The organism is Glycomyces sp. MUSA5-2 (assembly GCF_037034145.1).
Lineage (GTDB): Bacteria > Actinomycetota > Actinomycetes > Mycobacteriales > Micromonosporaceae > Glycomyces > Glycomyces artemisiae.
Genome location: NZ_JBAGKG010000011.1, coordinates 42,017 through 54,518, shown reverse-complemented (window position 1 = coordinate 54,518; position 12,502 = coordinate 42,017). Strand labels below are relative to the sequence as shown.

Here is a 12,502-nt window from a genome sequence, read left to right as displayed (position 1 = left end):
GTCTCCACTAGGCGGCCGGGAGCGACACCGTGACCACCAGGCCGCCTTCCGTCCCCGCCTTCGCAGCGGCCTCGCCGCCGTGGGCCTCGGCGACCGCGCGGACGATCGAGAGGCCCAGGCCCGCGCCCTTGGAGGCGGTGGCGAGGCGCTCGGTGCCGAGGCGGCGGAACGGGGTGAAGAGGCCGGGGACCTCGAAGGCCGGGACGACGGGCCCGGAGTTGGCGACCTCGACGACCGAGCGGCCGTCCTCCGTGCGGGTGGTCACGGTGACCCAGCCGTCCTCGGGGAGGTTGTAGCGGACCGCGTTCTCGACGAGGTTCTGGACCATGCGCTCCAGCAGGACCGGCTCGCCGCGGGCGGGCGCCTCGGCGCAGTCGGCGGTGACCGCGACGCCGGGGGCGGGGGTCTGGGCCGCGACGTGGGCGGCGATGTCGGCGAGGTCGAGGTAGGAGCGCTCGCCGAGCTCGCGGTCGGAGCGCATGAGCAGGAGCAGGCCCTCGATGAGGCGCTCGTGGCGGGCGTTCACTTCGAGGAGGGTCTCGCCGAGCTGCTGCACGTCCGCAGAAGCCCCCTTGCGGTGCACGGCGACCTCCAGGAGCGCGCGGGTCACCGTCAGGGGCGTGCGCAGTTCGTGGGAGGCGTTGGAGATGAAGGAGCGCTGGCCGTCGAAGGAGTGGTCGAGGCGCTCCAGCATCCGGTTGAACGTCTCGGCGAGCTCGCGCAGCTCGTCCTGCGGCCCTTCGAGGCGGATGCGCTCGTGAAGGCCCTGGCCTGCGGCGGGAGCCTCGGCGATGCGGGCCGCGGTGTCGGTGACGCGCTGGAGCGGCCGGAGCATCCGCCCGGCCACCAGCCAGCCGAGCGCGATCGTGCCCACCGAGACGAGGGCGAGCGCGATACCGCCCTGCCTGACGAGCGCGTCGAGCGCGTTCTTCCAGACCTCCCCGGTGATGACGAAGCGCAGCTGCTCGCCGTAGACCTTCGGGTCCTGGCCGGGCTCGGGGGTCGGGATCTCCTCGCCCGACATGGTCCCGGTGAACGTGGAGTTCGCCTCGGCCTCGTCGGGGAGGCTGTCGCGGATGAGACTGTGGGTCAGGACCAGCAGGAGGATCCCGCCGACGAGGAACAGCCCGCCGTAGACGAGGGTGAGGCGGGCGCGGAGGGTGAGTCTCATCGGATGCGGTACCCCACTCCGGGTTCGGTGAGGACCACCGGCGGGTCCCCAAGCTTGCGGCGCAGCTTCAGGATCGTCATGCGCACGGCCTGCGTGAACGGGTCGGTGTGCTCGTCCCACGCCTTCTCTAGGAGCTGCTCGGCGGAGACGGGCGCGCCGTCGGCGCGCAGCAGCTCGGCGAGGACCGCGAACTCCTTGCGGGACAACGGAACGTACCGGCCGTCGCGGAACACCTGGTGGAGGTGCACGTCCAGGCTGATTCCAGCGCGCTCCAGGACCGGCGGCGCGGCGCGGCGGGTGCGCCGGCCCAGGGCCGCCACCCGGGCGGCGAGCTCGCGGAACGCGAACGGCTTCGGCAGGTAGTCGTCGGCGCCGAGGGACAGACCGGCGACGCGGTCGTCGATGTCGGATGCGGCCGTGAGCATGAGGACCCGCGTGTCGCCCCCGGCGGCGGCGATCTCGCGGCACACCTGGTCGCCGTGGACGACGGGCAGGTCCCGGTCGAGGACCACGACGTCGTACTCGTTGACGCCGAACCGCTCCAGGGCCGCGCCGCCGTCCGCGGCGACGTCGACGGCGTGCGCGTCGCCGCGGAGCCATTCGGCGACCGCGTCGGCCAGGAGGGGCTCGTCCTCCACCACCAGGATCCTCATGCCTCCCATCTTGGCGCTTCCGGTGTTGCCGCGGCATTGCCGTTCCGGATTACGGCCGCGCAACGCCCCGGCCGGTGTACTGACTGCGCGGCCGGGGTGCCTCCCGCCCCCGGCCGCGCCAACGACACACGAAAGGCAGCATCATGCGGCGATACCTCATCGCACTCCTCCTGTGCCTGACCGCCCTGACGGCGGCGGCCTGCGGCGACGACGCCGACGACGGGGGCGTGGCCTCCGCGGACGGCGACGCCACCGAGTCCGCCGACGACGGAGGCGGGGACGAGGACCTGAGCGGCTTCGAAGAAGCCCTCGCGTACTCGCAGTGCATGCGCGACAACGGCGTCCCCGAGTTCCCCGACCCCGAGCAGCAGGGCGAGGGCGGCGTCAGCCTCGGCCTGCCCGAGGGCATCGACCCCGAGAGCCAGGAGTTCAAGGACGCGGAAGCGGCCTGCGAGGACATGCAGCCCGGCCCCGACGAGAACGCGACGATCGACCCCGAGATCTACGAGAAGCTCGTCGAGTACTCGGAGTGCATGCGCGAGAACGGCGTCGAGAACTTCCCGGACCCCGAGCCGGGCGGCGGCATCATGGTGAGCCCCGACATGGGCTTCGACCCGCAGAGCCAGGAGTTCCAGGACGCCGAGGCCGCCTGCGCCGACCTGCGTCCCGAAGGCCCCGGCGGCTCGACGAACAGCGGTGACGAGTGATGGCGCGCCGACGCAAGGGCCGCGCGGGCAAGGCCGTCGCGGGCGCCGCGATCGCGCTGGCCGCGGCGGGCGCCGTGGCCGCCGCGCTCGGCTTCGACCCCCGCACCTTCTTCGAGGAGTCGGAGGCCGAGGCGACCCAGGAGACCCCGGCGACCGCCGAGGTCGCCGTGCAGACCCTCACCGAGACCGTCTCGGTCTCCGGGGACCTCGGCTACGGCGACGCGCTCGACATGGCGTGCCTGCTCAACGGCACGCTCACCGGGCTGCCGTCCGCGGGCGACGTGCTCGGGCGCGGCGACGTGCTCTACTCCGTGGACGACCAGCCGGTGGCCCTCATGTACGGCTCGCTCCCGGCCTACCGGGCCCTCGCGGTCGGCGCCGAGGGCGCCGACGTGGAGCAGCTGGAGAAGAACCTCGAAAAGCTCGGCTACGACGGCTTCACCGTCGACGACGAGTTCACCGACGCGACCGCCGACGCCGTCGAGGCGTGGCAGGAGGACCTCGGCATCGAGGAGACCGGCCGCGTGGACCTCGGCCGGGTCGTCTTCGCGCCCGACCAGATCCGCGTCGACACCGTCGACCCGCAGCTCGGCGCGATGGCCCAGGGGACCGTGTTCACCTACACGGGCCTCGACAAGGTCGTCACCGTCGAGGTCGAGCTCGACGACCAGGAGCTGGTGGTCGTCGGCGACCCGGTCACCATCACCCTTCCGGACGGGACCGAGGCCACCGGGACCGTCACCGACTCCGAGACCGCGGTTTCGGAGGACACCGGCCAGGGCGGCGAGACCGAGGACGTCACGTACCTCGAAGTGACCGTGGCCGCCGACGACGCGGCCGTGTTCGACGCGCTCGACCAGGCGTCCGTCGATGTGGGCTTCGCGGGCGACAGCGCCGCCGACGTGCTCACCGTCCCCGTGGAGGCACTTCTCGGCCTCGCCGAAGGCGGCTACGGCGTCGAGGTCGTGAACGGCGACACCACCGAGATCGTCGCGGTCGACACCGGCCTGTTCGCGGACGGGTACGTCGAGGTCAGCGGCGAGGGCCTGGAAGCGGGCCAGTCCGTGGTGGTGCCCTCATGACCGTGGTCGCGGAAGCCGAAGCGGCGCAGCCGCACACGCGGCCCCGGCCGGTCGTCGAGCTCGACGGGGTCTCGAAGACCTACCCCGGCGGGGTCCGGGCCCTGCGCGGCGTGTCCCTGCGGATCGAGGCCGGGGAGATGTGCGCGATCGTCGGCCCGTCGGGTTCGGGCAAGTCGACGATGCTCCACCTCATCGGCACGCTCGACCGGCCCAGCGAGGGGTCGGTGCGCATCGACGGGTTCGACGTGGCGTCGCTGCGCGACAAGCAGCTCTCGGCGCTGCGGGCCACCAGGATCGGGTTCGTGTTCCAGCAGTTCCACCTCGCCGTGGGGCAGCAGGTGCTCGACAACGTCGCCGACGGGCTCCTCTATTCGGGCCGGCGCGGCCCCGACCGGCGCGCCCGCGCCGCGGAGGCGCTGGAGCGGGTCGGGCTCGGCCACCGCCTCGACCACCTCCCGAACGAGCTGTCCGGCGGCGAGCGGCAGCGGGTCGCCGTGGCGCGCGCGATCGTCGGCGGCCCCGCGGTCCTCCTCGCCGACGAGCCCACGGGGAACCTCGACTCCGTCTCCGGGGCGGGCGTGATGGCGCTCCTGCACGAACTGCACGAGGCCGGCACCACGGTCGTGGTCATCACCCACGACCAGGACATCGCCCGCTCGCTGCCCCGGCAGGTCGCGATGCGCGACGGAGAGGTGGTCTGAATGGCAACGGCGACAACGGGAACCGGCCCCGGAGGGCCGCCCGGGAGCCCGCCTCCGCCCGCGCCGCCCGCCGCCGAGCCGCCGCCGTCGGCGAAGGTCCTGCGGCCCGCGCGGATGCACACCGGGGACGTCCTCCGCGTCGGCGCGACCGGCCTGCGGACCAGGCCCCTGCGGGCGTGGTTGTCGGCCCTGGGCATCGCGATCGGCATCGCGGCGATGATCGCGGTCGTCGGGATCTCCTCGTCGAGCCGCGCCGAACTCGACCGGCAGCTCGCCGAACTCGGCACGAACCTGCTCAGGGTCGAACCGGGCACCTCGATGCTCTCTGGCGAGGAAGGCGTCCTGCCGTACGAGGCGACCGCGATGGTCGCCCGCATCGAGCCGGTCTACGCCGTCGCGGCGACAGGGAACGTCTCGGACGCGAACGTCTACCGCTCCGACCACATCCCCGAGGGCCAGTCCGGCGGCATGACCGTGAAGGCCGCCGAGCTCGACCTGTTCGACACGGTCGGCGCGGAGCTCGCGGACGGCGTGTGGCTCAACGCGGCCACCGCGCAGTACCCGACGGTGGTCCTCGGCTCTGCCGCCGCCGAGCAGCTCGGCATCACCTCGGTCGGCGACGGCGTCGAGGTGTACATCGGCGGGCAGTGGTTCACCGTGGTCGGCATCCTCGAACCCGTCGCGCTCGCCTCGGAACTGGACCTCGCGGTCCTCGTCGGCTGGGACGCCGCCGCGACCTACCTCGGCTTCGACGGGCACCCCACCACGGTGTACACCCGCGCCGAGGAGCAGTACGTGGAGGAGGTGGCGGGCGTCCTCGCGGCGACCGCGAACCCCGAAGCGCCCGACGAGACCTCGGTGTCGCGGCCCTCCGACGCGCTCGCCGCGAAGAACGCCGTCGACACGGCGTTCACGGGGATGCTGCTGGGCCTGGGCGGCGTGGCGCTGCTCGTCGGCGGCGTCGGCGTCGCGAACACGATGGTCATCTCGGTCCTGGAGCGGCGCAGCGAGATCGGCCTGCGCCGGTCCCTCGGCGCCACGAAGGGGCAGATCCGCGTCCAGTTCCTCGCGGAGTCGCTGCTGCTGAGCGCCCTCGGCGGCGTCGGCGGGGTGCTGCTGGGGACGGCGGTGACCGCGGTGTTCGCGGCGGTGCGGGAGTGGCCGACGGTCGTCCCGTACTGGGCGAGCGTCGGCGGCGTGGCCGCGACGCTGTTCATCGGCGCGGTCGCGGGGCTGTACCCGGCGGTGCGGGCCTCGCGGCTCTCGCCGACTGAGGCCCTTACGGCGCAATAAACCCTATATCCTATATCGTATATCCTATAGGATTCGTCCCGAGTGGATGAGCGGTGCCCGCCCCGACCAGGGCGGGCACCGCTCATCCGGGGTCAGATGTACTGGTCGATGATCGGCGTCAGGCGGTTGGCGATCTTCAGGTGTCCCGCGTCGCTCGGGTGGACCGAGTCGACCAGGTCGCCCGCGTCGGGCAGCCACCCGGTCGTGTCGACGAAGTGGACCTTGGAGTCGCCGGCGCTGACCCTCGCGTTGACGGCGTTCTGCGTCTCGGGGCTGTACCGGTTCCGGAACGTCTCCATGGCGAAGATGTGCGCGTTCGGGTAGGCCTGGCGCACCCGCTCCAGCATGGTGATGTAGTTGGCCTGGAAGGTGGTCGTCGAGACCCCGTGCCCGACGTCGTTGGTGCCCAGGTTGATCACCACGGCCGTGGCCTGGTACCGCGAGAAGTTCCAGTCGTCTGAAGTGGACGCCATGGAGGTGCGGCGGAACCAGTCCATCATCCCCCAGCACCCGTCGGAGGTGCTGACCAGGCACGCGCCGCCCTGCGCGACCTGCGTGTGGCCCGCGTTCAGGTTGTCGCCCACCAGGTACGGGTAGGCCGTGAACGGCCGGTCCCCGTTCGGCTGGCCCACGGTGATGGAGTCGCCGATGAACTCCACGAAGTTCGCCGGGCGGCCGATCGCGCTGGTCGCGCCGCCGGAGGCGAGGATGAGCCCGCCGAACGCCGGGTCGCCGGTGTACGACCCGGCCTTCTCGCGGAAGCCGATGCGGATCGTGTGGGTCCCCGAGGAGAGCCCGGTCCGGATCGTGACGTTCCCGGAGACGGCCCGCATCCAGGTCTCGGCGCCGCCGTCGACCGAGTAGTACATGTCGATCGTGTTCCGCAGCTTCACGCCGATCGAGGAGCCGGTGAAGGCCGCCTCGACGTAGCCGCCCGCCCAGCCCATCGTGTAGAACGACGCGTCGGCGGTGTTCCAGCGCCCGTAGTACTGGAGGTTCGGGTCGTTGACCGCGCCGTTCCCGGCGGCGGCCACGGGGACGAGCTTCCAGTGCTGGGATTCGAGGTTGTTCCGGTCGTACTGGGAGACGCGCGAGCCGGCGCTCGTGGCCCACTCCCAGTTGTCGAGGGCCTTGCCGGAGTTGCGGTTCACGAGTTCGACGGAGCCGTCGGACTGGGTGTTCACCTGCCACTGCTGGTTCGTGCCGTTGTTGTCGGTCCACTGCACGAGGTCCGCGCCGTTCTCGGTGGACTTGGCGTAGACGTCGAGTACCTGATTCGAGTGCCGGGCCTGGATCCGGTAGTAGCCGCTGCCGGAGTCGACGAATCGGAACTGCTGGCTGGTGGCCGAGGACTGCGCGGCGAGCACGGCGGCCGCGCCGGTCGCCGTAGAGCCGTCCTGGATGCTGACGGCGAGGCCGGAGAAGTCGTTGACGATCCGGTACCAGGTACCGGTCTCCACGGCGGCGGCCGGAGCCGAGCCGAGGGCGGTGAACCCGGCCGCGGTGCAGACGGCCACGACGGCGGCGGCCAGCCACCGGGCGAGCCGCGCGCGGCGGGTCGGAGCGGGAGTGCGCAAGGGGGGAGCTCCTTTACATTGAAACGTTTAAATGTCTTGTGGTTTTAAGAGGATATCGCTTTCATCCGATCCGAGCCACCCCTCAAACCGCCGAAATCCCACACAACCCGCCCGCACCCGTCGCCCCGCCCTCCGGCTCACTGCGCTCGCCTCTCCCCGAACCCGAGCGGCTTCGCCGCACCTCCCCTTCTTCCCGCCCCGCACTGTGCCCGCCGCACCAAGACCCCCGGTCAGCCGCAGAACGTCGGACCCAGGCCGTACCCTGGCTTCAGGCGCGCCGCGAACCGGCGTGTGGGGCGAACGGCAACAGGAGGACGACGTGGCACTCGCGCTCTACCGCAAATACCGGCCGCAGACCTTCGCGGAAGTGGTCGGCCAGGAGCACGTCACCGAACCCCTCATCAACGCCATCCGCGCCGGACGCCTCAACCACGCCTACCTCTTCTCCGGCCCCCGCGGCTGCGGCAAGACCTCCTCCGCCCGCATCCTCGCCCGCTCCCTCAACTGCGCCCAGGGCCCCACCCCCGAGCCCTGCGGCGAGTGCCGCTCCTGCCGCGCGCTGGCCGCCGACGGGCACGGCTCGGTCGACGTGATCGAGATCGACGCCGCCAGCCACGGCGGCGTGGACGACGCCCGCGAGCTGCGCGAACGCGCCGTCTTCGCGCCCGTGGACTCCCGCTTCAAGATCTACATCATCGACGAAGCGCACATGGTCACCGCCGCCGGTTTCAACGCGCTGCTCAAGCTCGTCGAGGAGCCGCCGGACTACGTCCTCTTCATCTTCGCCACCACCGAGCCGGACAAGGTCCTCCCGACCATCCGCTCCCGCACGCACCACTACCCCTTCCGGCTGATCCCGCCGCCCGCGATGCGCGAGCTGTGCCGCAAGCTCTGCGACGAGGAGGGGGCGGTCGTCGCCGACGACGTGCTCCCGCTCGTGGTCCGCGCCGGGGGCGGCTCCGCGCGCGACACGCTCTCGGTCCTCGACCAGCTCATCGCCGGGGCCGGGCCCGAAGGGGTCACCTACGAGCGGGCCGCCGGGCTCCTCGGGGTCACCGACGCCGGGCTCCTCGACGAGATGTGCGAGGCGTTCGCCGCCGCCGACGGCGCGGCCGTCATGGAAGTGGTCGAGCGCGTCGTCGAAGGCGGCCACGACCCGCGCCGCTTCGCCGGAGACCTCCTCGAACGCCTCCGCGACCTCATCGTCCTCACGCAGGTCCCCGACGCGGGCGCGAACGGCCTCGTCGACGCCCCCGCCGACCAGCTCGCCAAGATGACCAGCCAGGCCACCCGCATGGGCACCTCGACGCTCGCGCGCATGGCCGAGGTCGTCGCCGCCGGGCTCGCGGGGATGCGCGGCGCCACCGCGCCGCGCCTGCTCCTCGAACTCGCCTGCGTGCGCGCGATCCTCCCCGGCTCCGACGAGTCGATGGCCGGGCTCATGCAGCGCCTCGAAACCCTGGAGCAGCGCGCCGCCGGAGCGGCCCTCGCCGCCCCCGCGCGGCCCGCCGCGGCCCCGGTCGCCGCGCCCGCCGAGACCGGCCCCGCCGCGGTCCGGTCCGCGCTTGCGAAGCCCGCCGAAGCGCCCGCCCCGGCTCCCGCCGCCGAACCGAAGACCGCGGTCCCGCCGTGGGAGGAAACCGAAGCGCCGCAGGAGAAAGCGCCCGAACCCGCCACCGCCGCGCCCGCGCCGGAACCCCCGGCCGAGGAGTGGTCCGAGCCCGAGCCGGCCCCCGTCTACGAGCCCGCGCCCGAGCCCGCCGGAGGCGGCACGTCGGCCGCGTCCGTGCGCCGTCAGTGGGACCGCATCATGATGGCCGTCAAGGACCGCAAGCGCACCACCGCCGCGCTCCTCCAGGACGCCACCATCGCCGACGCGGGCGACGGCGAACTGGTGCTCGCGTTCAAGCACGCGTTCCACGCCGAGAACCTCCAGAAGGAGCCCGCCTACGGCATCGTCGTGGGCGTCCTCGGCGAGGTCCTCGGCGGCACCTGGAAGATCCGATGCGAAGTGGGGGAGGCGGGGACCCTCCCAAAAGCCCCGGCGGGAGCGGCGCCGGCCCCGGCGCCTAGAGCGGCCGCGCCCGCGTCGCGGCCCGCCGCGGCCCCCGGCCGCCAGGCCGCCGCGCCCGCCGCCGAAGCCGTCGAGGAGCCCCCGCCGGACGACTACGACGAGCCCAGCCCCGACGACCCGGTCGCCCCGGGCGGGTTCGGCACCAGTGAGGAGCAGGCGATCAAGCTCATCACCACGGCGTTCGGCGCCAAGCAGATCGCCCGCTGACCCGGTTCCGGGGCACGGCCGGGCGTGCGCGCCCCGCCAGCGTCGCCCACTGCGGCTAGGCTTGCCGCCAGACCAAGGAACCGGAAGACCGAAGGCGAGGACGAAACATGGACATGTTCCCGGGCGGAGACATGCAGAAGCTGCTCCAGCAGGCGCAGCAGATGCAGACCGACATGCTGAAGGCCCAGGCAGAACTGGCCGAGACCGAGGTCAGCGCCGCGGCGGGCGGCGGGCTCGTCACCGCCACCGTCACCGGCGACGGCGAGCTCAAGGCCGTCAAGATCGACCCGCAGGCGGTCGACCCCGAGGACGTCGAGACCCTCGAAGACCTCATCATCGCCGCCGTCCAGGCCGCGAACGACAACGCCAAGCGCCTCGCCGCCGAGAAGATGGGCCCGCTCGGCGACGCCCTCGGCGGCATGGGCCTCCCGGGCATGTAGCCCGTCCCCATCCACACGCGGAACCACGGAGGAGATTCCTTGTACGACGGGGCTTTGGGCGACCTCATCGAAGAGCTCGGGCAGCTGCCCGGGATCGGCCCGAAGAGTGCGCAGCGGCTGGCCTTCCACCTGCTGGCGTCGGAGAGCGCGGACGTCGAGCGGCTCACCTCGGCGCTGGAGCGGGTGAAGGCCCAGGTCCGGTTCTGCGAGACGTGCGGCAACGTCACCGAAGGCGAGCAGTGCGGCATCTGCCGCGACCCGCGCCGCTCGGAGGCGCTCATCTGCGTCGTCGAGGAGCCGAAGGACGTGCTCGCCATCGAGCGGACCGGCGAGTTCCGCGGCCGGTACCACGTGCTCGGCGGGGCGATCAACCCCTTGGAGGGCATCGGCCCCGACGACCTGCGCATCCGCCAGCTCATGGTGCGGCTCCAGGCAGGCGAGACCACCGAGCTCATCATCGCCACCGACCCGAACACCGAGGGCGAGGCCACCGCCACGTACCTGGCGATGCTGCTGAAGCCCATGGGGCTCAAGGTGACGCGGCTGGCCAGCGGTCTGCCCGTGGGCGGCGACCTGGAGTACGCCGACGAAGTGACCCTCGGGCGGGCCTTCTCGGGCCGCCGGACCATGGACTGAGTGGACCGCCCGCGCCGTTCCGCGCCGCGCTTGCACCGTTTTGAAACGCGTTGTGGTACAACGTTTTTCGCTTGTGCATGGTTGATCCGGATTCGGTAACAATAGCCCGCGGAACGGTCACGATCACATAACGCTTAACAGTGGTGTAACTCACCGTGTTCTAGTCTGTCAGGTACCTCCGAATACCCAACGACCGACGGGTGAGACAACCTATGCGCACGTCCCCAACCCCAGTCAGGCGCGTCCTGGCCGCCGCGGCGAGCGCCGCGATGGCAGTGGGCATCCTCGCCGCCTGCGGCTCCGACGGCGACGACGGCGGCGACGCCGAGTCCGCCGAGGACTTCGACTTCTCCTGCCCCGAGCGCACGGACGGGACCCCCGAGGCGGACACCGCCGCCAACGAGTCGCAGCCGTTCGTCTTCGGCTCCCCGGGCGACCCGACCAGCATGGACCCGGTCCTCGCCTCCGACGGCGAGACCTTCCGCGTCACGCGCCAGATCTACGAGACCCTCGTCGACACCGACTGCACCGACAACGTGCCGGGCCTCGCCGAGTCGTGGGACCAGAACCCGGAGGGCACCGAGTGGACCTTCCACCTGCGTGAAGGCGTGACCTTCTCCGACGGCACCGCCCTCGACGGCGCCGCGGTCTGCACCAACTTCGAGCGCTGGGCGAACTTCAAGGGCGGCTTCCAGTCCCCGAACTTCACCTACTACTACTCCGCGATCTTCGGCGGCTTCACCGAGAACGACCCGGCCATGGGCATCGAGGCCGAGTCGATCTACCAGGGCTGCGAGGCCGACGGGCTGGACGCGACGATCTCGCTCAGCAAGTACACCTCCAGCTTCCCGGGCGCGTTCTCGCTCAGCTCCTTCTCGATCATCAGCCCCGCCTCCCTTGAGGCGATCGCCGACGTCGAGCTGCCCGCCGCCGACTCGCCGCTGCCGGAGTACTCGCAGACCGCCGGGACCCTCGCGGGCACCGGCCCGTACGTCCTCACCGAGTGGGACCACGGCGAGCAGCAGGTGACCCTGACGCGCAACGAGAACTACTGGGGCGACGCCGCGAAGGTCAAGACCCTGATCTTCCGCACCATCTCCGACGAGACCGCCCGCCGCCAGGCCCTCGAAGCCGGCGACATCCAGGGCTACGACCTCGCCGCCCCCGCCGACGTGCAGCCGCTCATCGACGCGGGCTTCCAGGTCCCCGTCCGCGGCGTGTTCAACCTGCTGTACCTCGCGTACACGCAGGGCCAGGCGCCCCTTGAGGACCACGCGGTCCGCGAGGCGCTGTCCTACGCCGTCGACCGCGAGCGCATCGTCAACAACGTGCTCCCGCCGGGCGGCCTGGTCGCCACGCAGTTCATCCCGCCGAGCCTGGAGGGCTACTCCGAGGACGTCAAGACGTACGACTACGACGTCGACAAGGCCAAGGACCTGCTCGCCGAGGCCGGCCAGGAGGACCTGACGCTGACGTTCTGCTACCCGACCGACGTGTCGCGCCCGTACATGCCCGCGCCGAAGGACATCTTCGACATGATCGCCTCCGACCTCGAAGCGGCCGGCGTCACCGTCGAGGCCCGCCCGATCACGTGGGTCGAGTACATCCCGACCACCCGCTCCGGCGAGTGCCCGCTGTACCTGCTCGGCTGGACCGGCGACTTCAGCGACCCGTACAACTTCCTCGGCACCTGGTTCGCCGCCGAGTCCACCGAGTGGGGCTTCGACAACCAGGAGGTCTTCGACTCGATCGCGGCCGCCAACACCGAGCCCGACGAGGCGACCCGCGTCGACCTGTGGAAGGCCGCCAACGAGGCCGTGATGGAGGAGCTCCCGGGCCTGCCGCTGTCGTCCTCGCCGCCGTCGATCGCCTTCGCCGCCAACGTGTACCCGCCGGACGTCTCCCCGCTGACGCAGGAGAACTTCGCGCAGGTCTACTTCACCACCGGCTCGTAACTGAAA

At 71.8% G+C, this 12,502-nt stretch carries 11 protein-coding genes; 8 read left to right on the top strand and 3 right to left on the bottom strand.

Annotation, left to right across the window (positions count from 1 at the left end):
• Positions 1-7: 7 nt before the first annotated feature.
• Positions 8-1,171 (bottom strand): sensor histidine kinase, encoded by a 1,164-nt coding sequence (locus WA640_RS25155; protein ID WP_335991529.1) that lies wholly within the window; start codon positions 1,169-1,171, stop codon positions 8-10.
• Positions 1,168-1,824: a response regulator transcription factor gene (locus WA640_RS25150; RefSeq protein WP_106363436.1), complete on the bottom strand. Its 657-nt coding sequence runs from the start codon at positions 1,822-1,824 to the stop codon at positions 1,168-1,170. Before WA640_RS25150 ends, WA640_RS25155 begins: the two co-directional genes overlap by 4 nt.
• Positions 1,825-1,967: 143 nt before the next feature.
• Here WA640_RS25150 and WA640_RS25145 point away from each other — a divergent pair, with 143 nt between their 5' ends.
• From WA640_RS25145 to WA640_RS25130, 4 genes are all read left to right on the top strand, one after another.
• On the top strand, positions 1,968-2,531 hold the full coding sequence (locus WA640_RS25145) for a hypothetical protein (RefSeq protein WP_335991528.1): 564 nt from the start codon (positions 1,968-1,970) through the stop codon (positions 2,529-2,531).
• Positions 2,531-3,613, top strand: a complete 1,083-nt coding sequence (locus WA640_RS25140) for a peptidoglycan-binding domain-containing protein (protein WP_335991527.1) — start codon at positions 2,531-2,533, stop codon at positions 3,611-3,613. Before WA640_RS25145 ends, WA640_RS25140 begins: the two co-directional genes overlap by 1 nt.
• Positions 3,610-4,314, top strand: a complete 705-nt coding sequence (locus WA640_RS25135; RefSeq protein ID WP_335991526.1) for an ABC transporter ATP-binding protein — start codon at positions 3,610-3,612, stop codon at positions 4,312-4,314. Before WA640_RS25140 ends, WA640_RS25135 begins: the two co-directional genes overlap by 4 nt.
• A gap of 114 nt (positions 4,315-4,428) precedes the next feature.
• Positions 4,429-5,607 (top strand): ABC transporter permease, encoded by a 1,179-nt coding sequence (locus tag WA640_RS25130; protein ID WP_442904827.1) that lies wholly within the window; start codon positions 4,429-4,431, stop codon positions 5,605-5,607.
• 92 nt (positions 5,608-5,699) lie between these two features.
• Here WA640_RS25130 and WA640_RS25125 read toward each other — a convergent pair whose 3' ends face one another.
• On the bottom strand, positions 5,700-7,184 hold the full coding sequence (locus WA640_RS25125) for an RICIN domain-containing protein (protein WP_335991523.1): 1,485 nt from the start codon (positions 7,182-7,184) through the stop codon (positions 5,700-5,702).
• Positions 7,185-7,503: 319 nt separating this feature from the next.
• Here WA640_RS25125 and WA640_RS25120 point away from each other — a divergent pair, with 319 nt between their 5' ends.
• From WA640_RS25120 to WA640_RS25105, 4 genes are all read left to right on the top strand, one after another.
• Positions 7,504-9,465: a DNA polymerase III subunit gamma and tau gene (locus WA640_RS25120; RefSeq protein WP_335991522.1), complete on the top strand. Its 1,962-nt coding sequence runs from the start codon at positions 7,504-7,506 to the stop codon at positions 9,463-9,465.
• Positions 9,466-9,578: 113 nt separating this feature from the next.
• Positions 9,579-9,905, top strand: coding sequence for a YbaB/EbfC family nucleoid-associated protein (locus tag WA640_RS25115; RefSeq protein WP_219926649.1), 327 nt, complete (start codon positions 9,579-9,581; stop codon positions 9,903-9,905).
• Between the two features lie 39 nt (positions 9,906-9,944).
• Complete coding sequence (gene recR / locus WA640_RS25110; protein ID WP_106363180.1) at positions 9,945-10,541, top strand: recombination mediator RecR; 597 nt, start codon at positions 9,945-9,947, stop codon at positions 10,539-10,541.
• Between the two features lie 212 nt (positions 10,542-10,753).
• Positions 10,754-12,496 carry an ABC transporter substrate-binding protein gene (locus tag WA640_RS25105; protein ID WP_335991519.1) on the top strand — a complete coding sequence of 581 codons (1,743 nt, stop codon included), beginning with the start codon at positions 10,754-10,756 and terminating at the stop codon, positions 12,494-12,496.
• Positions 12,497-12,502 lie beyond the last annotated feature (6 nt).

What these genes read in the sequence shown, in the direction of transcription:
- WA640_RS25105 (WP_335991519.1), top strand. Translation starts at nt 10,754, where the DNA reads ATGCGCACGTCCCCAACCCCAGTCAGGCGCGTCCTGGCCGCCGCGGCG.
- WA640_RS25135 (WP_335991526.1), top strand. Translation starts at nt 3,610, where the DNA reads ATGACCGTGGTCGCGGAAGCCGAAGCGGCGCAGCCGCACACGCGGCCC.
- WA640_RS25115 (WP_219926649.1), top strand. Translation starts at nt 9,579, where the DNA reads ATGTTCCCGGGCGGAGACATGCAGAAGCTGCTCCAGCAGGCGCAGCAG.
- WA640_RS25130 (WP_442904827.1), top strand. Translation starts at nt 4,429, where the DNA reads ATGCACACCGGGGACGTCCTCCGCGTCGGCGCGACCGGCCTGCGGACC.
- WA640_RS25140 (WP_335991527.1), top strand. Translation starts at nt 2,531, where the DNA reads ATGGCGCGCCGACGCAAGGGCCGCGCGGGCAAGGCCGTCGCGGGCGCC.
- WA640_RS25145 (WP_335991528.1), top strand. Translation starts at nt 1,968, where the DNA reads ATGCGGCGATACCTCATCGCACTCCTCCTGTGCCTGACCGCCCTGACG.
- WA640_RS25150 (WP_106363436.1), bottom strand. Translation starts at nt 1,824, where the DNA reads ATGAGGATCCTGGTGGTGGAGGACGAGCCCCTCCTGGCCGACGCGGTC.
- WA640_RS25155 (WP_335991529.1), bottom strand. Translation starts at nt 1,171, where the DNA reads ATGAGACTCACCCTCCGCGCCCGCCTCACCCTCGTCTACGGCGGGCTG.